At 49.9% G+C, this 23,362-nt stretch carries 22 protein-coding genes and 1 tRNA gene; 15 read left to right on the top strand and 8 right to left on the bottom strand.

Translation table 11 applies throughout. The features are described 5' to 3' along the window. The 7 genes from K4H25_RS14160 (at position 1) to fliJ (ending at position 7,241) form a co-directional block, all read left to right on the top strand. Positions 1-1,368, top strand: a complete 1,368-nt coding sequence (locus tag K4H25_RS14160; RefSeq protein WP_221021081.1) for a sigma-54-dependent transcriptional regulator — start codon at positions 1-3, stop codon at positions 1,366-1,368. A gap of 74 nt (positions 1,369-1,442) precedes the next feature. After that, positions 1,443-1,763 carry a flagellar hook-basal body complex protein FliE gene (gene fliE / locus K4H25_RS14155; protein ID WP_221021080.1) on the top strand — a complete coding sequence of 107 codons (321 nt, stop codon included), beginning with the start codon at positions 1,443-1,445 and terminating at the stop codon, positions 1,761-1,763. 27 nt (positions 1,764-1,790) lie between these two features. After that, a complete protein-coding gene (gene fliF, locus K4H25_RS14150; protein ID WP_255587710.1) occupies positions 1,791-3,509 on the top strand; it encodes a flagellar basal-body MS-ring/collar protein FliF in 1,719 nt (572 codons plus the stop codon). A 12-nt stretch (positions 3,510-3,521) separates the two neighbouring features. Beyond that, positions 3,522-4,529 (top strand): flagellar motor switch protein FliG, encoded by a 1,008-nt coding sequence (fliG, locus tag K4H25_RS14145; protein ID WP_255587708.1) that lies wholly within the window; start codon positions 3,522-3,524, stop codon positions 4,527-4,529. A gap of 8 nt (positions 4,530-4,537) precedes the next feature. Continuing rightward, the gene (locus tag K4H25_RS14140; protein ID WP_221021079.1) at positions 4,538-5,401 is read left to right on the top strand and encodes a flagellar assembly protein FliH; all 864 of its coding nucleotides are present in this window, start codon (positions 4,538-4,540) and stop codon (positions 5,399-5,401) included. Positions 5,402-5,404: 3 nt separating this feature from the next. After that, the gene (fliI, locus tag K4H25_RS14135; RefSeq protein WP_221021078.1) at positions 5,405-6,805 is read left to right on the top strand and encodes a flagellar protein export ATPase FliI; all 1,401 of its coding nucleotides are present in this window, start codon (positions 5,405-5,407) and stop codon (positions 6,803-6,805) included. 4 nt (positions 6,806-6,809) lie between these two features. Beyond that, positions 6,810-7,241, top strand: a complete 432-nt coding sequence (gene fliJ, locus K4H25_RS14130; RefSeq protein WP_173532153.1) for a flagellar export protein FliJ — start codon at positions 6,810-6,812, stop codon at positions 7,239-7,241. Positions 7,242-7,295: 54 nt separating this feature from the next. Here fliJ and K4H25_RS14125 read toward each other — a convergent pair. Then, positions 7,296-7,370: transfer RNA gene (locus tag K4H25_RS14125), tRNA-Arg, on the bottom strand. A gap of 253 nt (positions 7,371-7,623) precedes the next feature. Between K4H25_RS14125 and pyk the strand changes: the two genes are divergently transcribed. Beyond that, positions 7,624-9,060 carry a pyruvate kinase gene (gene pyk / locus K4H25_RS14120; protein WP_221021077.1) on the top strand — a complete coding sequence of 479 codons (1,437 nt, stop codon included), beginning with the start codon at positions 7,624-7,626 and terminating at the stop codon, positions 9,058-9,060. 62 nt (positions 9,061-9,122) lie between these two features. On the opposite strand, the gene K4H25_RS14115 is transcribed toward pyk, so the two are convergent. Beyond that, positions 9,123-11,327 carry a RelA/SpoT family protein gene (locus K4H25_RS14115; protein WP_221021076.1) on the bottom strand — a complete coding sequence of 735 codons (2,205 nt, stop codon included), beginning with the start codon at positions 11,325-11,327 and terminating at the stop codon, positions 9,123-9,125. Between the two features lie 83 nt (positions 11,328-11,410). Here K4H25_RS14115 and K4H25_RS14110 point away from each other — a divergent pair, with 83 nt between their 5' ends. Then, positions 11,411-11,953: a DUF2062 domain-containing protein gene (locus tag K4H25_RS14110; protein WP_221021075.1), complete on the top strand. Its 543-nt coding sequence runs from the start codon at positions 11,411-11,413 to the stop codon at positions 11,951-11,953. A gap of 91 nt (positions 11,954-12,044) precedes the next feature. Here the strand turns inward: K4H25_RS14110 and K4H25_RS14105 are convergent, their stop codons facing one another. The 4 genes from K4H25_RS14105 to K4H25_RS14090 all read right to left on the bottom strand — a co-directional run bounded on the left by K4H25_RS14105 (position 12,045) and on the right by K4H25_RS14090 (position 15,508). Continuing rightward, the gene (locus K4H25_RS14105; RefSeq protein ID WP_221021074.1) at positions 12,045-12,848 is read right to left on the bottom strand and encodes a BUD32 family EKC/KEOPS complex subunit; all 804 of its coding nucleotides are present in this window, start codon (positions 12,846-12,848) and stop codon (positions 12,045-12,047) included. Positions 12,849-12,978: 130 nt separating this feature from the next. Beyond that, on the bottom strand, positions 12,979-13,863 hold the full coding sequence (gene rsgA, locus K4H25_RS14100) for a ribosome small subunit-dependent GTPase A (RefSeq protein WP_221021073.1): 885 nt from the start codon (positions 13,861-13,863) through the stop codon (positions 12,979-12,981). Then, complete coding sequence (locus K4H25_RS14095; RefSeq protein WP_182075432.1) at positions 13,860-14,180, bottom strand: 4a-hydroxytetrahydrobiopterin dehydratase; 321 nt, start codon at positions 14,178-14,180, stop codon at positions 13,860-13,862. Before K4H25_RS14095 ends, rsgA begins: the two co-directional genes overlap by 4 nt. Positions 14,181-14,242: 62 nt before the next feature. After that, positions 14,243-15,508, bottom strand: coding sequence for a M48 family metallopeptidase (locus K4H25_RS14090; RefSeq protein ID WP_221021072.1), 1,266 nt, complete (start codon positions 15,506-15,508; stop codon positions 14,243-14,245). Between the two features lie 37 nt (positions 15,509-15,545). Between K4H25_RS14090 and orn the strand changes: the two genes are divergently transcribed. The 4 genes from orn (at position 15,546) to hslO (ending at position 18,393) form a co-directional block, all read left to right on the top strand. After that, a complete protein-coding gene (orn, locus tag K4H25_RS14085) occupies positions 15,546-16,112 on the top strand; it encodes an oligoribonuclease (RefSeq protein ID WP_221021071.1) in 567 nt (188 codons plus the stop codon). 91 nt (positions 16,113-16,203) lie between these two features. Next, positions 16,204-16,701, top strand: a complete 498-nt coding sequence (locus K4H25_RS14080) for a CinA family protein (RefSeq protein ID WP_308443219.1) — start codon at positions 16,204-16,206, stop codon at positions 16,699-16,701. Positions 16,702-16,738: 37 nt separating this feature from the next. Next, a complete protein-coding gene (locus K4H25_RS14075; RefSeq protein ID WP_221021070.1) occupies positions 16,739-17,305 on the top strand; it encodes an MFS transporter in 567 nt (188 codons plus the stop codon). Positions 17,306-17,505: 200 nt separating this feature from the next. Next, complete coding sequence (gene hslO, locus K4H25_RS14070; protein WP_221021069.1) at positions 17,506-18,393, top strand: Hsp33 family molecular chaperone HslO; 888 nt, start codon at positions 17,506-17,508, stop codon at positions 18,391-18,393. A gap of 435 nt (positions 18,394-18,828) precedes the next feature. On the opposite strand, the gene selD is transcribed toward hslO, so the two are convergent. Continuing rightward, entirely contained in the window at positions 18,829-19,866 is a 1,038-nt protein-coding gene (selD, locus tag K4H25_RS14065) for a selenide, water dikinase SelD (protein ID WP_221021068.1), read from the bottom strand. A gap of 147 nt (positions 19,867-20,013) precedes the next feature. Between selD and mnmH the strand changes: the two genes are divergently transcribed. Beyond that, positions 20,014-21,048, top strand: coding sequence for a tRNA 2-selenouridine(34) synthase MnmH (gene mnmH, locus K4H25_RS14060; RefSeq protein WP_255588214.1), 1,035 nt, complete (start codon positions 20,014-20,016; stop codon positions 21,046-21,048). 385 nt (positions 21,049-21,433) lie between these two features. Beyond that, the gene (locus K4H25_RS14055) at positions 21,434-22,483 is read left to right on the top strand and encodes a TIGR03790 family protein (RefSeq protein ID WP_221021066.1); all 1,050 of its coding nucleotides are present in this window, start codon (positions 21,434-21,436) and stop codon (positions 22,481-22,483) included. 176 nt (positions 22,484-22,659) lie between these two features. On the opposite strand, the gene K4H25_RS14050 is transcribed toward K4H25_RS14055, so the two are convergent. After that, positions 22,660-23,145, bottom strand: coding sequence for a DUF6882 domain-containing protein (locus tag K4H25_RS14050; protein WP_221021065.1), 486 nt, complete (start codon positions 23,143-23,145; stop codon positions 22,660-22,662). Between the last annotated feature and the right edge of the window lie 217 nt (positions 23,146-23,362).

Here is a 23,362-nt window from a genome sequence, read left to right as displayed (position 1 = left end):
ATGGCTTTACCGGTATTAATTGTAGAAGATGATGATGCCCTGCGAGAGGCATTGCTTGATACGCTTGAATTGGGAGGATACCCAGCCTTGGCCGCCGAGGATGGTTTGGCGGCTTTAGAGTTATTAAAAATACATCGGGTCGGTATGGTTATTTCCGACGTGCAAATGCAGCCGATGGATGGCGATACCCTTCTGAAAGAAATCAAAGCGCAATATCCTTGGTTGCCCGTGATGTTGATGACGGCTTACGGCGTCATTGATCGCGCGGTCTCCGCGCTGCATGCCGGCGCTTGTCATTATTTGCCCAAACCTTTTGAGCCGGATTTATTGTTGGCGCAAGTAGAAAAATATCGCCTACCCGATATGGAAGGGGATGATGTTTTGGCCGATGCGCCGGCAATGCGTCAGTTAATGGCGATTGCTCGCCGAGCTGCGATGGCTGATGCTTCGATTATGTTGACTGGGGAGTCTGGGGTCGGCAAAGAAGTCATGGCTCGGTACATTCATCGTCACAGCCCTCGGGCGAATAAACCGTTTGTAGCGATTAATTGCGCCGCAATTCCTGAGCAATTACTTGAGTCAACCTTGTTTGGTCATGAAAAGGGCGCCTTTACTGGGGCGGCAAGTCATCACATCGGTAAATTTGAACAGGCGCAAGGCGGTACTTTATTGCTCGATGAAGTCACCGAAATGCCGTTGGCTTTGCAGGCCAAATTACTGCGTGTATTACAAGAGCGAGAATTGGAGCGCGTTGGTGGCGTGAAATCGATTAGCTTGAATATTCGTATCTTGGCCACCAGCAATCGTGATTTAAGCCTTGAGGTTAAAGCCGGGCGTTTTCGCGAAGATTTATTTTATCGTTTGAATGTATTTCCTTTGCGTATTCCAGCGCTGCGCGAACGCTTGGAAGACTTAATCCCTTTGGCACGATCTATGCTTTCTACGTATTCAGTTGCTTACCAGCGACGGTTGCCAAATTTGACGCCAGCAGCAGAGCAGGCGCTTAAAGCGCATCGCTGGTTGGGGAATATTCGTGAGTTAGATAATGTGATTCAGCGGGCTTTAATTTTAGCGCCAGGGGATGAAATTGCCGTCGAGCATCTGTACTTGCCATCGGATGCGGCAAATACTGCCGCTAGTTTGAGCGATTGCCAGACAGCCGAAATCAATACAGCCGAAATCAATACAGCCGAAATCAATACCGCCTCTGGCAATATTAAAGACATGGAAAAAAATCTAATTCTTGAAGCATTGAAGTCAACGCAAGGGGTGAGGAAAGCCGCTGCTGAGAAACTGGGGATGAGCGAGCGAACTTTGCGCTATAAATTGGCACAATACCGTGAACAAGACGGAAATTTACCAATTTGATGCGACAAGGCGCAGTATTTGCTTGCCGCCATCGCCATGCGCCCCTACAATTTTGCCAAGAAGGATAGGTAGTTATGAGCGTGCAAGGAATAGATCAGGTTCTCGGCGAATTAAGGTCGATGTCTGCTTTAGCATCTGGTCAGCCAGTAGCGAAAGCAGCTGAAGCAGGGGCGCCTGATTTTGCCGAGTTACTAAAACAATCCATCGACCAAGTGAACCAAGTCTCGCAAGGCGCACAAGCTCAACAAGCGGCTTTTCAGTCGGGCGATTCGGACGCGAATTTACAAGATGTGATGGTTTCATTGCAAAAAGCCAGTTTGAGTTTTCAAACCATGGTGCAAGTACGCAATAAGTTAGTGACTGCCTATCAAGAAGTGATGAATATGCAGGTATAAACCTGACACCTTGAAAATCGGTAAGGTATGGCAGAAGCGGGCGTCGCGACAGATAACACCATAGTTAGGGCAGGAAATTTCGGTGGGCTGCGTCAGCGCTTCAGCGAGATGCCTGCTGGGCGTAAAATGTTGGCCATGGTGATGGTGGCCATTATTGTTGCTGGGGTGGTTGGTTCATTACTGTGGTCACGTGAACCAGCCTATCGCATCTTATTTACCAATTTACCTGATAAAGATGGTGGCGCAGTCGTCCAGTCTTTGCAGCAGCTCAATATCCCCTACAAGCTCGATGCTGGAATGATTTCAGTTCCGGCGGAAAGAATCTACGATGTCCGGCTCAAACTTGCGGCGCAAGGTTTACCTAAAGCGGCCAATACCGGTTTTGAGCTTATCGATAACCAAAAATTTGGTGTTTCTCAGTTTACTGAGCAAGTCAATTATCAACGCGCGATTGAAGGTGAGTTAGTTCGCTCGATTGAAAGTATCTCTTCAGTAGAAAAAGCCCGTGTGCATTTGGCAACGCCAAAGCAAACCGTATTTTTGCGCGATCAGCAAAAACCGTCGGCGTCGATTGTGCTGACCTTGCATCCTGGGCGCGTTCTCGATGGTGGGCAAGTCGCCGGCATTATCCATTTAGTGTCATCCAGTATTCCCGGTATGCCGGTGACCAATGTGACGGTGGTCGATCAAGATGGCAATTTATTGTCACGTTCAGCAGACCTTAATAAGGGCACCTTAGATCAGCGCCAGCTGCAGTATGTCAATACCGTTGAAAGAGGCTTTGTTGAGCGACTGGAAACGATTTTGGCGCCAATTGTGGGTAAAGGGAATGTTCGCGCCGAGGTAACGGCGCAACTCGATTTCTCTGAAATAGAACAAACTTCAGAAACATATCGCCCGAACTCACCGCCGAATGCCGCTGCGATTCGTAGTTTGCAATCATTGGAGCAAGCTGGTAAATCGAGCGAAGAGATGGCGATGGGTGTACCGGGCGCATTATCTAATCAGCCGCCAGGCGCTGCATTAGCGCCGATTACGGCACCGATTGCTTCTGGTGCAAGTGCGATATTGCCGGCAACGCAAAGTAATTCGCGCAAAGAAGCGACCACTAATTATGAAGTGGATAAAACCATTCAGCATGTGAAGCAGTCGGTGGGGTCTATTAAGCGACTGTCTGCCGCTGTGGTACTCAATTACAAGGCTGGCAAAGATAAAGACGGTAAGTTGTCGTATGTGCCGTTCACACCGCAAGAAATGCTACAAATTAATAATCTGGTGCGCGAAGCGATTGGGTATAACAAAGAGCGTGGCGACTCGGTGAATGTGGTGAATGCCGCTTTTGCTGAATCCATTCCTTTGGAAGAAAAACCATTACAAGATCGCGCTTTAAGTTATGTGCAAAGCAATGGCCCAGACGTCTTAAAAGCGCTGGTGATTTTAGTCGCGGTCATTTATTTGCTCTTCTTTATCGTTCGACCGCTGATGAAAGACATCACGCGTTCTCGTGAAGAAGCTCGTATCACCGAGCTTGATTTAGGGGATATGCCTGTTGGTGAGCATTTCTCGCCAGATTCGAAAGGGCAGGGTAGTGAGAGCGAAGACGAGCAGCAGAAAATGTCTGCCTTTGCTGACCTATTGCAACAAGCCAAAGAATTGGCCAAAAATGACCCGCGCATGGTCGCTACGATTTTGCGTGAATGGATGGCGGTTAATACCGATAAATCCGATCCGAATAAAATGAATTAGGAGTGCATCTAGATGGCAGCCAATATGAATGAAGACGGCGTCAATCGTGGTGCCTTATTATTAATGTCTTTGGGTGAGGATTGTGCGGTTGAAATTTTTAAGTTTTTAGGGCCAAAAGAAGTCCAAAAACTCGGCTTTGCCATGGCCAATATGAATGCAGTAAAGCGTGAAGATATGGACAAAGTGTTGGGGGATTTTATCGCCTCAACGCAAAACCGCGCTAATTTGGGCGCTGCCGACGAATATATTCGTTCGGTCTTAACCAAGGCTCTGGGCACCGATAAAGCCGCTAATTTGCTCGACCGTATCTTACAAGGCAATGACAATAACGGCATTGAATCGCTTAAATGGATGGATGCGGTTGCGGTGGCTGAGTTGATTAAAAACGAGCATCCACAGATTATTGCTACCATTATGGTGCACCTTGAACCAGATCAGTCCTCTGAAATCATGGGGCATTTTGTTGAACGTTTACGCAATGATGTTTTACTGCGGATTGCCACGCTTGAGGGCGTACAACCGGCCGCATTAAAAGAGCTCAATGATGTTTTAACGCAGCTGTTGTCGGGCTCGGACAAGTTGAAAAAAAGCGCCATGGGCGGCGTGCAAATGGCGGCCGATATGCTCAACTTTATGGGCAGCGCAGTCGAAACCTCGGCAGTTGCCAATATTCGCGAGTATGACCCTGAACTAGCCCAAAAAATCCAAGATAAAATGTTTACCTTCGATAACGTGTTGGATATTGATGACCGTGGTATCCAGCTCTTGATGCGTGAAATTCAGTCTGATTCTTTGGTGGTCGCGCTCAAAGGCACCAGCCAAGCATTACGAGAAAAAATATTTAAAAATATGTCGCAACGTGCGGCAGAAATGTTGCGTGAAGATCTGGAAGCAAAAGGGCCGGTTAAGCTCTCTGAGGTTGAAGGCGAGCAAAAAGAAATTCTTAAAATCGTACGTCGTCTGGCCGATGAAGGACAAATTGTATTGGGCGGCGGCGGTGGCGAGGGCTTAGTTGATTAAGGAGCACCATGTCAGGACCCCATCGTCGCGTGATTCCACGCGAAGAGCTATCTGAGTTTCAGCTCTGGCAATTTAATTCACTCCTCGATATGCCAAAGGCAGTTCCCCCCCTTCTTGCCGTTGAAATTCCCGAGGAGATAGCGCCGACACCGGAGGTTGAAGCGCCGCAATTGGAGCCGGTAGCCGCCGTACCGGTTGAACCGAGCTTGCCGCTCCCTACCGCCGAAGAAATTGAAGCTATTCAGCAGCAGGCTCAGCATGAGGGATTTCAAGCTGGCTTAGAGGCCGGTCGTTTGGCGGCCGAAGCTGAAACGCAGCAATTGCTGACTTTATTGGGCCACATTACTGAAACCTTGGCGCAGGGTGAAGCGCAATTGGCCGAATCGGTACTTGATTTGGCTTTGCTCGCAGCAAGACAAATGATTTGTGACGAATTACAGAACCACCCTCAGCAGCTCTTGGCGCCGATCCGTGAGGCTTTGGCGATGATGCCAACGGCGACCCATCCATCGCGCTTATTTTTGTCGCCCGTCGACTTTGAACTCCTGCACTCTTCCTTACAAATCGAATTGCCTGATGACGTTTGGCGTTTGGTCGCAGATCCTAGTTTATTGAGCGGCAGCTGCAAAATTGAAACACCGGCCACGCAGTTGGCTTTTTCTTTGGCATCGCGCTGGGAAAATATTCTTAGGGTATTAAGACGTAGCGATCGAGCTGATTTAGCTTGGGGGCAATACCCCGCAGAAGAAACGCAGGCGGCATCCGCAGTCCAGCCGTTAGAAACGCCAGTGCCTGTCGCTATTGATCTTGAATCCGTGGCGAACATTGATTCATTGTCGCCGCCACCTGCAGCCGACGCTGAGCGCGTTTAGTTCATGAGCGCGCCAATTCAATTAATTCAAAGCTATCTCAATGATTGCGGTTCGGCCATTACCGCGATTCGACCATGGCAGCCGCGTGGGCGTTTAACGCGCGTTTCGGGCATGGTGCTCGAAGCGGTTGGTTTGCGGCTGCCGATTGGCGCATCGTGCCAAGTGATGACGCCCAATGGCCATTCAGTAGAAGCGGTGGTGGTGGGCTTTCAAGAAAGCCGCCTATTTCTAATGCCAATTGCTGAAGTGTATGGCGTTGAGCCCGGTGCAGCAGTGATTCCACTGGAGGACTTTTCTGCTTGGGAGCCCGAATTTGGCAAGCCCAGAACGGCACAGCGGCGCGTTGAAGATCATGGCCGGCAAGTGCCCGTCGGATGGGGATTACTCAATCGAATTTTAGATGGTTTGGGGCGGCCACTCGATGGCAAAGGGCCGCTGCAATTTGATAGTTATCAGCCCTTATTTGCCCGTCCGTATAATCCCATGGATCGAGAGCCAGTCAAGCAAGTGATGGACGTTGGCGTACGCGCCATCAATGCCATGCTGACGGTTGGGCGTGGGCAACGCTTGGGTTTATTTGCTGGTTCTGGGGTGGGTAAATCGGTGCTGCTTGGCATGATGGCGCGTTACACCAAGGCCGATGTCGTCGTTGTTGGCTTAATTGGCGAGCGGGGCCGAGAAGTTAAAGATTTTATTGAGAACATTCTTGGCGACGAAGGTCGTGCGCGTAGCGTTGTCGTTGCTGCGCCTGCCGATACGCCGCCGCTGCTGCGTTTATATGGTGCCGCTTACGCGACCAGCATTGCTGAGTATTTTCGCGATCAAGGGCAAAATGTACTGCTGATTATGGATTCCTTAACGCGCTATGCGATGGCGCAGCGGGAAATCGCCTTGGCCATTGGCGAGCCCCCCGCCACCAAAGGTTATCCACCTTCAGTATTTGCGCGCTTACCGCAATTGGTCGAGCGGGCAGGTAATGGTCGTGAGGGCGGCGGCTCAATTACGGCTTTTTATACAGTTTTGTCCGAAGGGGACGATCAGCAAGATCCCATCGCCGACAATGCCCGCGCGATTTTAGATGGTCACTTTGTTTTATCACGACAATTGGCTGAATCGGGCCACTATCCGGCGATTGATATCGAAGCCTCTATTTCACGGGTAATGCACGACATTATTAGCCAGCCTGAATTTGATTTAGTACGTAAATTTAAGCACTTGTATGCCCGCTATCAGCGTAGCCGCGATTTAATCAGTGTTGGCGCGTATGTGCCGGGCTCTGACCCCGTGCTCGATGAAGCGATACGTCGGCATCCCGGTTTTGAAGCCTTTTTGCAACAAGGTATTCACGAACAAGAAAGCTACGAAGGCGCTAGACTGAAGTTAGCGCAATTGTTTGGGATGTAATTGAGTGGCTCAATTTCGTTTTGCATTTTTATTGCAACTGGCCATCGATCAGCGTGAAGACGCTGCACGCTTAATGCAAGCCGCGCAAGCGGCATGGTTATTGGCCCGCAGTAAGTTAGAACAAGTCGATGGCTTTCGCAACGAATACCGCGCTCGCTTGGCCAATAGCGCGCAAACCGGCATGTCGATTGGGCAGTGGCGCGATTATCAATTATTTTTGGCCAAACTCGATGGTGCTGCCGATCAGCAAATCTTTGAAGTGGAGCGTTTAGCGCTGGAATATGAACGGCATAAAAATGACTGGCAAAGCTGCGAGCGCAAAGTAAAAGCATTTGAAGCCTTACGCGATCGGCACAACCAAGCTGAACTACGCAAAGAAGGGCAGCAAGAGCAAAAACTGCTCGATGAATTTAATAGCCGTTTAGGCCGATATTAAACGCGTTGCACTAGCAGAAACAACAAAGCCCCACATTGGGGCTTTTGTCATTGCTGGTGTCCTCGACAGGAATCGAACCTGTATCTAGCGCTTAGGAGGCACTGGTACTATCCGTTGTACTACGAGGACTACGGCGGCGATTGTACCGCAAGGGCGATGCTTCTGCCAGCAGTGATGGGCGCGCGTGGTATTGGGTTTGAGTCGGTCAACCCAATGACAACCGATCCTCGTCGGTATGGCTCGTAGATTGTGATGCTGTTGCCACGACTGTGGCTAAATAATTGACTACCTTGCTGCAAAATGACATTAATCAACGCTGTGGGGTGATTGTTGCCCTAGGCTATACGTCAATAGTGCCAGCGCATTCGTTCAGGAGAAATTCATGTCACGCAGTACAAAAATTGTCGCAACCTTAGGCCCGTCGTCCAACGATGTCACTGTTTTGGAAAAACTGATTGTGGCTGGAGTGAATATGGTCCGATTGAATTTCTCGCATGGCACGGCACAAGATCATTTAGATCGTGCTGCCTTGGTGCGTGAAATCGCCAAAAAACTCAATCGTCCGATTGCCATTATGGTCGATTTGCAAGGCCCTAAAATTCGCGTTGGTAAATTTGAAAAAAATAAAATTGAATTAAAAAATGGCGCCAAATTTATCCTTGATGCTGAATGCGAGCTAGGCAATCAAAACACCGTTGGCTTAGATTATAAAGAGCTGCCAAACGATGTAGAAAGCGGGGTGGTGTTGCTGCTTGATGACGGTAAAGTCAAACTGCAAGTGGATCATGTCGAAGGCCCGAAAGTATTTACCACGGTACTCGTGGGTGGAATACTTTCGAACAATAAAGGTATTAATCGCCAAGGTGGCGGCTTAACGGCCCCAGCGTTAACCGCCAAAGACATGGAAGACATCAAAGTTGCGGCTAAGTTACACGCTGATTATGTCGCGGTTTCTTTTCCTAAAAGTGGCGCCGATATGTATATGGCGCGCACCTTGCTTCGAGCTGCGGGCAGTAAGGCATTGCTGATTGCTAAAATTGAACGCACTGAAGCCATTGGTAATTTAGAAGACATTTTGACTGCGTCAGACGGCATTATGGTGGCGCGCGGCGATTTGGCCGTTGAAGTGGGTGATGCTGCAGTGCCAGCACTACAAAAGCGCATGATTAAAGCCGCACGCGCGATGAATAAGCTCACCATTACGGCAACGCAAATGATGGAGTCGATGATTTCGAGCCCAGTACCAACGCGCGCCGAAGTGTCTGATGTGGCCAATGCCGTGTTAGACGGCACCGATGCGGTGATGCTGTCGGCCGAAACAGCTTCGGGTAGTTATCCGGTGGAAACCGTTGAGTCGATGGCGCGAGTGTGTGTTGAAGCCGAAAAATCGCAAGATTATAAAGTTAGCAATGCGGCTATTTTAGATGGCGAGTACTCTCGAGTTGACCAAACCATTTCCATGGCTGCGCTGTTTGCGTCCAATCATTTGAATGTCAAAGTGATTGCCGCATTGACGCAATCGGGCTCGTCAGCATTGTGGATGTCACGGGTGATTAGTGGTGTGCCAATTTATGCCTTAACGCCAGAAGCTGAAACCTACAATCGCTTGTCATTGTTCCGTGACGTAGAGCCGGTGATGCTGTCGCATGATAATACCGATCGTGAATCTTTATTGGTGCGCGCAGAGGTAGAAATGCTGCGCCGTGGCATCGTGCAAATTGGCGATTTGATTGCCTTTACTTTTGGCGATGTGGTCGGCATGGGTGGCGGCACCAATTGCCTGAAAATTGTCAAAGCAGGCGAAATTAAGCACCGCTAAAGTGCTGTAGCTTGCAATCGTAATGGTCAGAGGCGCACCGAGGTGCGCCTCTTTTTCATGCTTTATTGTCTTGAAACGCGAATCACGCCGGGCACATCCTTTAGGCGAACAAAGACTTTTTGCAGTTGCTCGTTATCGCGAATTTCAATCGTAAACCGCATTTGTGAACGGGCATCTTTGTTTTGCGTATGCACCGCAGTCACATTGATTTTGTCTCTGACCATCACGTCGGATAAGTCGCGCAGCATACTCGCTCGTTCTAGCGTTTCTACCAAAATATCCACCGAAAACACATGCCCCGCTGATTGCCCCCAATCGGCTTTAATCAGTCGCTCTGGCGCTTCAGTCGCTAGCCGTTTGAGTGCACTGCAGTCGGTGCGATGAATCGAAATGCCACGCCCTTTGGTCACAAAGCCCATCACATGATCGGGAGGAACGGGTTTGCAGCAGCGCGCCAGCATCGTCATTAATTTATCGATGCCTTCAATTAAAATGCCTTCGCCACTTTGATTGGCGCGGGCGCTTTTAACCATCAGCTCTGGTGTTTGGTCGGCGACTTCTTGCGGCGCCAACGACTCGGTAAAAGCCATCGCTAATGCGCGCAAAGAGCATTCGCCTTGGCCTAGCGCGGCAAACACATCTTCGATTTGCTTATAGCCGAGTTTTTGGGCGATCAGCTCTTGACTGATATTACTTGCCCCAGCGCGAGACGCCTCTTTATCAAATAAAGTGTGTCCCGCTTCGATGGCAATATCCAGATGCTGCTGACGTATCCAGTGCCGGATTTTTTGGCTGGCACGATGGCTTTTTACATAACCTTGATGCAGCCAATCTAAACTCGGGCCACCTTCTTTGGCGGCTAAAATCTCAACGCGTTGGCCATTTTCCAGTGGCGTGCCCAGCGGCACAATCGCACCATTCACTTTGGCGCCACGGCAACGGTGGCCTAAATCGGTATGCAAATGATAAGCAAAATCGACCGCCGTACTGCCCTTAGGCAGCGAAATCACCCGGCCCGCTGGGGTGAGGACATAAATCGTATCGTCGAATAATTCGGCTTTAAACGCATCCGAAAAATCACTTTCATTGGCTAAATCTTCGCGCCAATCAAGCAATTGGCGTAACCAGGCAATTTTTTCTTCATAGCGTGAATCGCCTTTGCCGCCTTCTTTGTAACGCCAGTGAGCCGCCACGCCAAATTCAGCGTGTTCGTGCATATCGAAAGTGCGAATTTGCACCTCGACCGCTTTATCGGCCGGGCCAATCACCGCCGTATGTAAAGAGCGATAAAAATTGCCTTTGGGCTGGGCGATATAGTCGTCAAACTCACCGGGAATCGGTTGCCAGAGGTTATGCACGATGCCCAGCACCGTATAACAATCTTTAACATCATCCACCAGCACGCGAACGGCGCGAATATCATACAGCTCAGAAAAATCGAGCTTTTTCTTTTGCATCTTTTTCCAGATGCTGTAGATGTGTTTTGGCCGCCCCATTAGGTCAACATGCGTCACGCCAGCAAGCGCCAATTCGCTACGCAGTTTACTGATCACATCGCCAATAAAATGCTCACGATCAACTCGGCGCTCATCAAGTAATTTGGCGATTTTTTTATAGGTATCGGTATGCAAATACCGGAAACCTAAATCCTCGAGCTCCCATTTGATTTGCCAAACGCCTAAGCGATTGGCCAAGGGCGCAAATAAATCTAAGGTTTCACGGGCTATAATTCGGCGTTGTTCTTCGTTTACATTGGCCAAGCTATGCATGGTTTGCGTACGCCAAGCGAGCTTTATCAGTACCGCACGAATGTCTTCCACCATCGCCAGCAGCATTTTGCGCTGCGCTTCAACTTGCTGCGCGTAGTCAGCGGCCTTGCCGTGTTGTGGCTGCGCCAATTGGCGTAATTGCCTGACCTTGATAATCCCTTCCACCAAGGCGGTGACGATACTGCCAAAGCGTTTATTAATTTGCTCGGTGGCATTGCTGAGTTTATCGGGCGCACAAAACAGCAATGCCGCGATCACTGCATTGGCATCCATACGTAAATCGGCAACGATGGACGCGCTGGCCACAGCATGAATAAACAAAGAAGTTTGTGTATCCGGATTGACTGAGCCTTGGTACAGTTCAGCCGCCCAGTCTAATGCTTCACGTAAACGGATAATATCCTGCGGAGGATAGCGCTCGGAAAGCGCAATTAACCAACGATCAGGATCGGCAGCTTCGGCAATCGATTGGGCTAAAGGACGAGTAACGGCAACCATAATTTTCTACAACGTAAACGAATCATTGAATTTTGCGGCAATAATACAGTCTGTCATAGCTAAATCATTGGAAAAATAACCGAATGCCTCGAAAATACCTCCGCCGCTGGCTGCCTGACCACGCGGCGATGCTAGACAATCGTTTTTTACGGCGTTTTGCCCATTGGTTTGAGCATCCCAATTTATTTCATCTCAATCGCAAATCCGTCGCTGGTGGCTTAGCCGTTGGCATGATTGGTGGCCTGATTCCGGGGCCATTGCAGGTGATTACTTCGGCGATTTTATGTTTGATTTTTCGCGTTAATTTACCGGTGGCCATTTTGGGTACTTTTTATACCAATCCACTGACTATTGCGCCGATTTATTGGCTGGCGTATCAAATTGGTGCTTGGGTGAGCAATGCCCAAGGGCGGGCGGTGCTGGCACCGATGCCAGAGTGGGGCGAGCTCTCGTTAAATGGCTGGTTACTGGCGATGTGGCATTGGGTGGGCACCTTGGGCACGCCACTCTTGATCGGCTTGCCTATATTGGCATTTGGTTTGGCGATTGTGATGTATTTTGCCGTGCAGTTATTGTGGCGATTATGGGTGTATTGGATGCTGCACCAGAAAAGAAAAAGGCGCTAGGGCCTGATACTTCGTGCCTTGCCTCAGGCCAAAATCCGCGCAAACGCGGTTGGCAAACCAAACGTCAACGACCCTAGTACCCCAAGCTAAATCAGGCAGTATTGCTCGTGCTACGCTGTGCCACCACTTGGTTGAGGGCGTGCAGCACTTGGGCTGCTCGTTGTAATAACACGACATCGCGCCCCCATGGGCGGCGATTTTTGGGTAAATGGCGTAAAAACGCCAATTGCCGCGCACTATGCAAAACCAGTGCGCGTACTTCTGGATCATCGCACATGAGTTGCTGCAGTAAGCTTTGAGCGAGGGTGGTGTTATCGGCTTGCAGATAGTAGGCGCTAGATTGCAAATAAAGTAGCCAGTCTCGACTTTGTGCATACGCCAGTGGCAGGCTTTTAGCTGGGTCGTCTTCAAAGTCAATAAATTGAATCTGACCATCTTGCCACATGATATTACGGGTAAAAGCTTGGCTGAGATTTTGGCGGCATTGATGGACGTGCAATATCGCCTGTAGCCCGGTTATCCAAATCTCTAATTGCTCAGGACCAGAGGCGCGCAGTAATTCTTCGAGTGATTGCTCGCCAGCGACGCTCATGGCAAACCAATCTTGTTCAATATGGCGCACTTGCGGTACAGGCACGCCAGCGCGATGCAGTGCTGCTAGGCGTTCAATTTCGATACGTTGACTAGCGGCACCTCCCGGCGCATGGACGGCACAGAGTAAGGGCAGGCGCAGTATTTTGGCCAAGCCATTGAGTAAACGATAACCGAGCGCCGAACGTGCAGGCTCTTGACGTTTGATAATCAACTGCTCACCAGCCAACTCAACCAAGACAATCCGGTCTGCGGTGGGTAAGTTGGCGGTGGTAAGCTGAGCGATCGGTACTGCGACTGGCATGATAAATTTCAAAACAAGTAAGTTTATGCGAGTAATTTACATTGTCTTATTGAAAATAAAAAGATTCAGGTCAGTTCTGTTGCAGTGTTGTGGCTATGTCCTTATGGCGTTTTTTTACTTTGGCCCGTGATTAGTATTTGCTATTGGCAGCGGCAGTTAATTCATCTTGCAAACGCTGCAAAAAGTTTAAACGCTCTTGTGAGATCGTTCCTTCGGCAATCGCAGCGTGAATGGCGCAGCCGGGTTCTTGGCGGTGGCGACAATTGTGAAAGCGGCATTGTCCAAGATGGCGCGCCATGTCGGGCATTAAGCGCGGTAAATCTTCCACCCCAATATGCGCCAAACCAAAAGATTGCAAACCGGGTGAGTCGATTAGCTCAGAGGTGGCATTGAGTTTATACAACTGAGCATGTGTGGTGGTGTGTTTACCAGAATCGAGCGCAGTCGAGATTTCTTTCACGCGGGCATTGGCTTCGGGAATCAAGGCATTGGTAATGGTTGATTTTCCCATCCCCGATTGCCCAACCAGCACCGATACTTGGCCTTCTAACCAAGGCGTGAGCGGGCTTAAATCTTGTTTGGCTGAAATCTCAACCACCGGGTAGCCCAAACCGGTGTAATACGCCAAACGTTCTCTAGCGGCATCCGCGACTGGCAAATCACACTTATTCAGGCAAATCACTGGGCGTATGCCTTCGGCTTCGGCGGCGATGAGTGCGCGGCTAATGAGCTCATCGGAAAAGCTAGGTTCAGTGGCCACCACAATCACAATCTGCGTCACATTGGCGGCAATCATTTTGCTGCGCCAAGCATCGGAGCGATAGAGCAGGGTTTTACGCTGCAATGCTTTATTGATCACGGCTTGCTCTAGATTGAGCACGTCAATATCAACTTGATCACCACAGGCATAATCGGTTTTTTTGCCTCGAGTTGAGGCGGAAAGACGGCGGCCATCGGCAAGTTCTACGATGTAAACCTTGCCGTAGCTAGTCACAATGCGGGCTGTTTCGGTCATGAGGCCTTTGGAAGTGCATCTACGCACGCGGCGCAGATAAAGTCATTACGAGTTAAGCCGTTGGCTGAATGAGTATTCCATGTCAGTTTACAGCGGCTAAAACTCAGCTGGATATCAGGGTGATGGTTATGCTGGTGGGCAATAAATGCCACCGCATTGGTAAATGCCATCGTTTCATAAAAACTGCGAAAGCGAAACGTTTTTTCAAGGCTGTCATTCACGACAAACCAATCGTCTAGCTCGGTGCATAGCATTTCAACGGCCAGTGCATCGAGTTTGGGCGCAGCTTGAACACAAGATTCGGTATTTAACGACATCGCAGAGCTCCAGTGTGGTTTTCTCTGTTGTAGTCCAAGCGATTGAAGAAGCCCAAATCTAATTACACTGCGAGTCGTTGCAAGGCAGCAATGCGTAAACTGGCTGGCGGATGGCTGTCATAAAACAAGCTATGCCAAGGATCTGGTGTCAGTGTTGCGGCATTGTCGCGATACAATTTAACCAAGGCATTGACTAAATCAGCGCTGGAACTTTGGCTGGCCGCAAAAGCATCGGCTTCATATTCATGGCGGCGCGACATCATTGAGCTCAGCGGCGAGAACAAAAAAGTAAACACCGGCAGCACCATAAAAAACAGTAATAAAGCCGCCGCAGTCGATGGTGTCGCCACGCCTAAACCTTGATAAAACCACAGCTGAGTTTTGAGCTGACCCAGTAGCCATAAAAAGCCCAGCATCAGTGCAAAAGTCCAGACGATGCGTTTTACAATATGGCGATGCTTAAAGTGGCCTAATTCATGCGCCAACACCGCTTCAATTTCTGACGGCGATAAATGCTTCAGTAGCGTATCAAAAAACACGATGCGTTTGGATTTACCCAAGCCAGTAAAGTAGGCGTTGCCATGCGATGAGCGCTTGCTGCCATCCATCACAAATAAGCCATTGGATTGAAAGCCACAGCGAGTGAGCAGGGCGGTGATCCGCGTTTTCACTTCGCCGTCTTCCATCGGAATAAATTTATTAAATAGCGGTGCGATAAAGGTTGGAAACACCCACATCAACGTCAGCGAAAATCCCAGCCATGTTAGCCAAACCCACAGCCACCAATATTCGCCCATTGCCCCCATCAGCCACAATACCGCTGCAATTAATGGTAGGCCAATCACTGCGCCGATGAGTGTGGTTTTGGCCAAGTCGGTGATAAACAATTTGGCGCTCATTTGGTTAAAACCAAAGCGCGACTCGATGACAAAGGTTGAGACCAAAGAAAACGGCAGCGACAATACGCTACTGACCACCGCCAAGCTGGCAATCAGCGCAATGCCGTGGCCGAGGCTATCGGGGGTAAACCACTGTGAGGTGAGATGGGATAACCACGCGATACCGCCGCCCAAAGTAAACGCCGCCAAGATCATCGCATCAAAAATCGTAGTGAGCATGCCAAACCGAGTTTTAGCGATGGTATACGCTGCCGCTCTTTGATGTGAGGCGAGGGTAATTTGCTCGGCGAACTCGGTAGGTACCACCTTGCTATGTCGTTTTACATGATTGACATGACGCAGTGCTAACCAAAGCTGTAATAAAACACTCGCCATCAGGGCAAACAGGAAAAGTAGTGAAAATTGTGTAGCGCTAAAAAGGTCAGTCATGAAGTAAAATGATGTTTTTTCTCGGGAATTGCTCAGTATGCCACAAGACCAGAACCGACTCATCTGGGTCGACATGGAAATGACGGGTTTGGAGCCTGAAACCGACCGTGTCATCGAAATTGCCGTGGTCATTACCGACAATGATTTAAATATCGTCGCCGAGGGCCCTGTTTTTGTGATTCACCAAGACGACGCCTTGCTCGACTCAATGGATGAATGGTGTGTTAAAACTCACGGTAATTCGGGTTTGACCGCCAAAGTAAGGGCTTCAACCACGACCGAAGCGCAAGCCGAAGCGCAACTGATTGAATTTATTTCGCAGTACGTGCCAAAAGGCGTGTCGCCATTGTGTGGGAATTCGGTACATCAAGATCGGCGCTTTTTAGTGAAATACCTGCCGCAATTAGAAAGCTGGTTCCATTATCGCAATCTAGATGTTTCTACACTGAAAGAACTCTGCAAACGCTGGCAACCGCAAATTGCCAAAGGCTTTAAAAAGCGCGGCGCGCATACCGCTTTGGCCGATATTGTCGAATCGATTGATGAGTTGAAATATTACCGCGAGCACTTTATTCAAGCGCCAGCGGTTGAAGAAGTGTCTTAATTGAGCAAAACATCGCCCAGACCCAGCGTCAGTCGACGCAGGCATTCACCCCGGGCCATAGGCCTATTTTTGATGACTCGATTGGGCCCGCATGATGTTTAGTTCTGAAATTAAAGCCTTGGCAACCGAACTCGGGCAATTACTCTTGGCGCGTGGTGAAACGATATCCACGGCTGAATCGTGTACCGGTGGCTTGATTAGCGCCGCGATTACTGAAATTGCCGGATCGAGTGCGTGGTTTGAGCGTGGTTATATTACCTATGCCAATCAAGCCAAAATCAGTCTGCTCGATGTGCCGCCAGCGTTTATTGATGGGCTCGGCGCGGTGAGTGAGCCGGTGGTGGCTGCGATGGCGCAAGGCGCTGCTGATGGTGCGGCGGCGCGTTGGGCAGTGGCGGTCTCTGGGGTGGCTGGGCCAACCGGCGGCAGTGTCGACAAACCGGTGGGTACGGTGTGGTTTGCGTTTGCAACGCCAGAAGGGATTCATACCGAAAAGCAGGTATTTGCTGGTGATCGTTCTGCAGTAAGGATGGCCACGGTATACCATGCATTATTGCGTTTAGTTGCCTTAGTCAAACAAGCCAGATAAAGCGAGCGCAGGATTAGTTTTAGCAGGAGAGCAGACAATGACGACCATTGTTGTAGTAAAAAAAGACGGGCATTGCGCCATTGCGGCTGATAGCCAATCCACCTTTGGCGACACGCGTTTAGCCGCGATGGACGATGCGCGCTGGAATAAGATTTTTCAATACGACGATAATTATTTCGCCATTTGCGGTAGCGCCGCACACGATTTGGTTTTGCAATCGGCATTAAAAAAAATCAAAAAGCTTGATTTTTCTAATCGCGCCGCCATTTTTGAATCATTCCGCAAATTACATCGCAAATTAAAAGACGATTTTTTTCTGAAAACCGACGAAGAAGACGACGACGCGTATGAATCGAGCCAGATGACGGTGTTGATTGTGAATCGACACGGTATTTTTGGCGTGTATAGCCTGCGCGAAGTGTATGAATTTGAGCGTTTTTGGGCCAGCGGCAGTGGCCGCGACTATGCGATTGGCGCGATGCACGCGGTGTATTCGCAGCTGAGTGCCAGCGAAATCGCCAAAGTTGGCGTTGAAACCGGTTGTATGTTTGACGTGGCTTCCAGCTTGCCGATGACGCTGTACTCGGTTGAGATGAATGGGTAACACCCAGATGTAAAACTGTGGCCATGCAGAAACTAGCGCAAGACGATTTGAAGACCTTATTGTGGTGCGTTAGTACGGTCGTTACGCCGGATTCGCTTGAAATGGTGGGGGCTTTGGCTCCCACTTGTTGTTTAAAGCATCTTGCTTGGCAATCGCGTTGATCGTTGGCCTTTACCTTATGACTGAATAAAGAGAATCGAATGAAAGATATTTTAGAGCGTTTCCTATTTGATAAAGCCCCTGTGCGCGGTGAGTTGGTTCAGCTTGACGCCACGTACAAAGAGGTTTTACTCCGTCACGACTATCCGCTGGTGCTGCAACGCATTATTGGCGAATTGATGGCGGCCAGTGCTTTGCTGTCGGCCATGCTCAAATTTGACGGTACCTTGATTATGCAAATGCACGGTACCGGTGCCGTGCAATTGATCGTGATTGAATTCACGTCCGATCGCACCATGCGTGCTACGGCCCGCTGGGACGCCGACAAAATCCAAACTTTTGGCCCTGGCACGTCATTGGCTGAATTACTCGGACGCGGTCGCTTTATGATTACGCTCGATCCAACCGTGGGCGAAGCGTATCAAGGTGTGGTCGGTATGGAACGCGGTCAATCTGTAGCGCAAATTATCGAGCACTATATGAGCGCGTCTGAGCAGCTAGAAACGCGTTTGTGGTTAGCGTGCAGCGATGCAAAAAGCGATAACAAAATGGCCGCCGGCTTGATGTTGCAAAAAATGCCAGCTGAAGCCGACGAAACCCAATCGTATGAACATTTAGTAACGCTGGCAGAAACCGTCAAGCCCGAAGAGCTGCTGGAATTACCGGCGCGTGAAGTGCTGTATCGTTTATTTCACGAAGACAGCGTTCGCGTATTTGACCCCACCACGCCCCGTTTTGCCTGCTCTTGCTCGCGTCACCGCGTTGCCGGCATGATTAAATTGATGGAACGCGATGAAGTCGATGAAGTCTTAGCCGAGCGCGGCAATGTGCATATCGTGTGTGATTTCTGCGGTAAAGAATACGAGTTTGACGCAGTGGATATCGGTGCACTCTATGCTGATAGCCCAGCCACCGGCTCAGTGCAGTAAGGGTATTGCTCGCTGAGTTTAATTTATTAAGGGTTAGCGGTGTATACCGCTAGTTATTTTAGATTAAGTATGCTTGGTTTTAAGTGCCTGCGGCACTGTTATTTACAGTCGCAGTCCGCGACGGGGACCCTCTTTCTTTGACTCGCCAAAGAAAGAGGGGGAAAGAAAGGCGACCCGAGCGCGCATCGGTTCCCGATGCCCTCGATCGATCGTGAGCCAAACGATAAAACTGTTTGTCTCCCTCCTCACTCGGTGCGCTTGGACGGGTTGTTAAGCACCAGACCGACGAGCGCGGCACAGCATCAACACCAAAACTACGCCTGCATTTTGCTGTTTAAATGGCTGGTGATATGGCGGGTTTTACCATCGTATCAATGAATAAGCCCAAGTGATACTGCGTCACTTGGGCTTTTTGCTTGGGCGAGAGTCTGGGTTTTAAATCACGCTCACCTTAGTTGCACCCGCTTGCAAGCGACCAATCACTGCCGCTTGGGCAAAGCCTTGTGCTTGAAATAAAGCCATGACTTCGTCGGCGGCGTCGGCGGAGCAGGCCACCAATAAGCCGCCTGAGGTTTGTGCATCGGCCATGATGCGCTGCTGCCACTCGGCAACGCTGGCAGCAAATTCAACATCGGGACCAAAGCTGGTTAAATTGCGCTCAATCGCCCCGGGGCCAATGCCTTGTTGGGCAAAACCAACGGCGGCCGATAGCAGTGGTAAATCATCGGCACTAATTTGTGCGGTAAGTTGGGCACCACGGCAAACCTCTAATACATGGCCCAGAAGGCCAAAGCCGGTGACATCGGTTAGCGCGTGCACGCCGGCGAGTTTGGCTAAATCACTGCCGACTTTATTCAGCTGAGTCGTGGTATCAATCAATTGCTGATAGCCTGCAGCATCGAGTAGCCCTTTTTTCATTGCGGTACCCAAAATGCCGATGCCCAAGGGCTTGCCTAAAATCAGTACGTCGTTAGCTTGGGCATCGCTGTTTTTTTTCAGCTGTTTAGGGTGCACCAAGCCCATGGCGACTAAACCATAAATGGGTTCCGGCGCATCAATCGAGTGCCCGCCCGCAATTGGGATACCAGCAGCGGCGCAAATGGCAGCGCCGCCGGCCAAGATTTGTTGGATATCTTCAATCGGCAACACATTGACGGGCATGCCGACAATCGCTAAGGCCATAATCGGCGTGCCGCCCATGGCATAAATATCTGAGATCGCATTCGTGGCGGCGATGCGGCCAAAGTCGAAGGCATCATCAACAATCGGCATAAAAAAATCAGTGGTTGCGACCAAAGCTTGTTCGTCGTTCAGCCAATACACTGCCGCATCATCGGCGGTTTCGGTGCCGACCAAGAGCTTGGGAAACATCGCCGCCGTGGGGAGTTTTGACAGCATTTCAGATAACACGGCCGGCGCTATTTTGCAGCCGCAACCGCCGCCGTGCGATAAAGTTGTTAATTTTGTGCTCATTACCACCCCTAAGTCAGAAACCAATAGCCCAAGATAGCAGCCCTGTCGCGCTTTGGCGAGAGGGTATCGGGATGAATTTAGCCACGGCTGCCGTGTAGGTGGGATAATCCACCGATTGAGTGGATAAGGTGAAAAAACGTGAGAAAAATGTTATCGACCTTGGCCGATCTAAACCAATTTGACGAAGTGATCGACGTTCGCACGCCGCTAGAGTTTGCCGTGGACCATATTCCCGGCGCGATAAATGCGCCAGTGCTGAGTAATGAAGAGCGGGTGATTGTCGGCACGCTCTATAAGCAAGACCCGTTTGCCGCGACCAAACTCGGCGCGGGACTGGTTGCCAGCAATATTGGTCTACACCTTGCCACTACCTTTAAAGACAAACCCAGAAACTGGAAGCCGTTAATTTATTGCTGGCGCGGCGGCAAACGCTCGGGCTCAATGGCCACGTGGCTGAATTTAATCGGCTGGAAAGCTGGGCAATTGCAAGGTGGTTATAAAGCTTATCGGGCTGATGTATTGCTCAAACTGGCTGCACTGCCTGCCGCATCGCGCTTTATTGTCTTGGCCGGACACACCGGTTGCGGCAAAACGCGGCTTTTAACGGCCTTAGCCCAAGCGGGCGCGCAAACGCTGGATTTAGAAGGGCTGGCGCAGCATCGCGGCTCAGTGCTCGGCGCGAGCCCAAGTAGTTCGCAGCCATCACAAAAATTGTTTGATAGCTTGTTAACGCGCCAGCTGGCGCAGTTTGATCCGAATCGCCCAGTGTTTGTCGAAGCGGAAAGCAAACGCATCGGCTTAATTCACTTGCCTGCCAGCTTGATGTTGGCAATTCGCGCCGCTGATTGCATTCAAATTGAAGCGAGCTTTGCTGATCGAATTCGATTTTTGTGCGATGACTACAGCCATTTGTTTAACGACCCCGCCAATTTTAAAAGTAAACTCGCCCGATTGGTCGAAATGCACGGCAAAGCCGTTTTGGCGCATTGGAATGAATTGATTGATGAAGGCAAAAAAGCGGAGTTATTTAGCGAGCTGATTCATAAACACTACGATCCAGCGTATAAGCGCAGCAGCCAAAATAACTACCTAAGAATGGATCAAGCTCGAACATTATCCATTGATCCATCTGGCGATTTAAGCCACAGCGCTAAGCAATTACTGCACGAGCTTGGAGGGTGAGATTGAGCGGTAGTTGCGATGATTTAGCGGTGTTCGGCGCTTAGGCTGGGCTTTAAGTCTTAGAAAATAGGAGTAAGCCCCAGTCTGAACATCATTGGATTCAATTAAATGCCACGCTGTCGCGTTAATGCCGTTCACTTAAGCCAAGTGCGCGGCATTTTTTTCCTCGATTTCATTGCTGGTGTCGCTTTTGACGCCAAGGTAGAGAGAAAATGAATTGAAAATCCATGATTTTTCTCCGCGCCTCTGTGTCTCTGCGTCAGATTTTAAGGATTTGTTGTTAAGTGAATTTTATTTACGCTGTCGCGTGACTTTTTTATTGGTTACTTGTTATTACAGTGACACAGCCGCTATGATGCGTTGTTTATTAAACTTGGCGCGAGCGATGCGAGTTTTACTGGCTTTAGGTTTGGCTTTATTCAGTGCTGCTGCGCTTGCCGCGACGCCTAAGGTGCAGGCAAAGACCACTGCGCCCGCTTATCAATTAAGGGCCGAGCAGCTGGGTCTGGTGGTGAATAAAAACGATCCGCAGTCTCTTGAGATCGCCGCCTACTACGCCGATCAGCATCATTTAACACCAGAGCAAATTCTCGAAATCAGCCTGCCGACAGATCGAGTGTGGATTACAGAGGGCGAACTAGAGCAAGTCAAAGCGCAAATCGACGCACATTTTTCACCCCAAATTCAAGCTCTGGCTCTGGCGTGGAGCAAGCCGTATCGCGTGAACTGCATCGGGATGACCTATGGAATTACGCTGGGTTATGTTGAAGGCATCTGCAGCAATCTGGGCCAGCCAACGCCAGCATCGCCGTATTTTAATCACGCAACAACGCAACCTTTTACCGATTTGGGCATCCGCCCCAGCATGATGTTGGCGGCACAAGATGTGGCGAGTGCTAAAAAATTGATTGATCGTGGTGTGCAAGCCTGGGGTAATCAGCCCAAAGCAACGGCGTATTTTTTAACGACAACGGATCAAGCCCGCAGCTCGCGCGCGGCCTTGTTTCCGCCGAGTCAAATCGTCAAAAAACCAGCGATTAAAATCGAAAATATCAACGCCAATACGCTGAAAGATAAAAGCGATATTCTGATTTACCAAACGGGTTTGGCGAACGTGGCCGATCTAGCAACGCTGCGCTTTGTACCCGGCGCGCTGGCCGATCATTTAACGTCCTTCGGCGGCATGCTGACCGATAGTGGGCAAATGAGCAGTATGCAATGGCTAGAAAGCGGCGCAACAGCGAGTTATGGCACGGTGAACGAGCCGTATAGCTACCCGCAAAAATTTCCGCATCCACAAGTGTTATTAGCGCATTATTTGAGCGGCGCAACGGCGGTTGAGGCCTACTGGAAAAGTGTTGCATGGCCGGCGCAAGGCGTATTTATTGGCGATCCACTGGCTGCGCCGTATCGGAGCTTAAGCCCGTTTAAGTAATCAGATTGCTGTTAAATTTCTGTGGTATTGCCCTCTAAGCTTTTACAGTAAATAGCCAGAGGCTGATACCTTGGTTTTTTAGGGCGCAAGCCCCGCAGAGATTTACGCGCTATCAGCGATGGATTGTCCGTGCATCGAAGCATTGATCAATCCATCTCAGGCCCGTTTAAACACGATTAACTGCGCGGCTTGAGCGCCATAATCGCTAAAAATGTGGCGTCGCCATTGTTGGTGGTTGCGGCTTTGTAGCAGCCCAATGCGCCTAACAGATGCACCGCCATCGCGGTCAGTTCCCAAGCCATGGCTTCATCGCCAATTTCAAACACATAGTCAAAATCAAAGAGGGCATTGCCAGTTAATGTGGCTAATTCTTTGATTTTTGCCGAGCGCTCGCGCAGCGCAGGCAATCCGGCGGCATTGCTCCACGCCCATTTCCATGTATTGTTTTTGGCTGAATAGCTGCCGATCTCAATCACCTCGACCTCTACTTCAAGCTGATCGGTCGCGTCGAAAAATTGCAGTTTTCCATTGGCTTGGTCAAACCACCAACGCCCCAGCCCACTGCCTAAACTGTAGCTGGCGCTTAACATCGCTTGTTTTTGCTCAAGCTCGGCAAAGCTCGCGTCAATAAAAGCGTAAAACTCATCATCGGTCATGCTCATACACAATATCCTTACTCTCAAACTTTAATCAAAATCTCAAATCGATTGCCCGATCCGCTTTTTATCGGCGAATCGATTTTAAGTCAACAGCCAAACGGTTTTGTTGATGTATTGCGGTCTAAGCGTGGATAGGCAATGGTGGGAGACCGATACATCTCTAGGGTGCGCCTTGGCGCACTGCAGTGCTGAAGGGAGGGTTAGCTTTAGTAGTAAGCCG

Origin of the sequence: Deefgea piscis, assembly GCF_019665785.1 — a bacterium.
Taxonomy (GTDB): domain Bacteria; phylum Pseudomonadota; class Gammaproteobacteria; order Burkholderiales; family Chitinibacteraceae; genus Deefgea.
This window is presented reverse-complemented; position numbering and strand designations above follow the sequence as displayed.

Bases quoted from the DNA above. Each gene is read 5' to 3' on its own strand.
- fliF (WP_255587710.1), top strand. From the start codon at position 1,791: ATGGCAGAAGCGGGCGTCGCGACAGATAACACCATAGTTAGGGCAGGA.
- fliI (WP_221021078.1), top strand. From the start codon at position 5,405: ATGAGCGCGCCAATTCAATTAATTCAAAGCTATCTCAATGATTGCGGT.
- fliG (WP_255587708.1), top strand. From the start codon at position 3,522: ATGGCAGCCAATATGAATGAAGACGGCGTCAATCGTGGTGCCTTATTA.
- K4H25_RS14075 (WP_221021070.1), top strand. From the start codon at position 16,739: ATGACGACCATTGTTGTAGTAAAAAAAGACGGGCATTGCGCCATTGCG.
- K4H25_RS14105 (WP_221021074.1), bottom strand. From the start codon at position 12,848: ATGCCAGTCGCAGTACCGATCGCTCAGCTTACCACCGCCAACTTACCC.
- K4H25_RS14095 (WP_182075432.1), bottom strand. From the start codon at position 14,180: ATGTCGTTAAATACCGAATCTTGTGTTCAAGCTGCGCCCAAACTCGAT.
- K4H25_RS14050 (WP_221021065.1), bottom strand. From the start codon at position 23,145: ATGAGCATGACCGATGATGAGTTTTACGCTTTTATTGACGCGAGCTTT.
- mnmH (WP_255588214.1), top strand. From the start codon at position 20,014: ATGTTATCGACCTTGGCCGATCTAAACCAATTTGACGAAGTGATCGAC.
- hslO (WP_221021069.1), top strand. From the start codon at position 17,506: ATGAAAGATATTTTAGAGCGTTTCCTATTTGATAAAGCCCCTGTGCGC.
- K4H25_RS14110 (WP_221021075.1), top strand. From the start codon at position 11,411: ATGCCTCGAAAATACCTCCGCCGCTGGCTGCCTGACCACGCGGCGATG.
- orn (WP_221021071.1), top strand. From the start codon at position 15,546: ATGCCACAAGACCAGAACCGACTCATCTGGGTCGACATGGAAATGACG.
- K4H25_RS14055 (WP_221021066.1), top strand. From the start codon at position 21,434: ATGCGAGTTTTACTGGCTTTAGGTTTGGCTTTATTCAGTGCTGCTGCG.
- pyk (WP_221021077.1), top strand. From the start codon at position 7,624: ATGTCACGCAGTACAAAAATTGTCGCAACCTTAGGCCCGTCGTCCAAC.
- K4H25_RS14115 (WP_221021076.1), bottom strand. From the start codon at position 11,327: ATGGTTGCCGTTACTCGTCCTTTAGCCCAATCGATTGCCGAAGCTGCC.
- fliE (WP_221021080.1), top strand. From the start codon at position 1,443: ATGAGCGTGCAAGGAATAGATCAGGTTCTCGGCGAATTAAGGTCGATG.
- K4H25_RS14140 (WP_221021079.1), top strand. From the start codon at position 4,538: ATGTCAGGACCCCATCGTCGCGTGATTCCACGCGAAGAGCTATCTGAG.
- K4H25_RS14090 (WP_221021072.1), bottom strand. From the start codon at position 15,508: ATGACTGACCTTTTTAGCGCTACACAATTTTCACTACTTTTCCTGTTT.
- selD (WP_221021068.1), bottom strand. From the start codon at position 19,866: ATGAGCACAAAATTAACAACTTTATCGCACGGCGGCGGTTGCGGCTGC.
- rsgA (WP_221021073.1), bottom strand. From the start codon at position 13,863: ATGACCGAAACAGCCCGCATTGTGACTAGCTACGGCAAGGTTTACATC.
- K4H25_RS14080 (WP_308443219.1), top strand. From the start codon at position 16,204: ATGATGTTTAGTTCTGAAATTAAAGCCTTGGCAACCGAACTCGGGCAA.
- K4H25_RS14160 (WP_221021081.1), top strand. From the start codon at position 1: ATGGCTTTACCGGTATTAATTGTAGAAGATGATGATGCCCTGCGAGAG.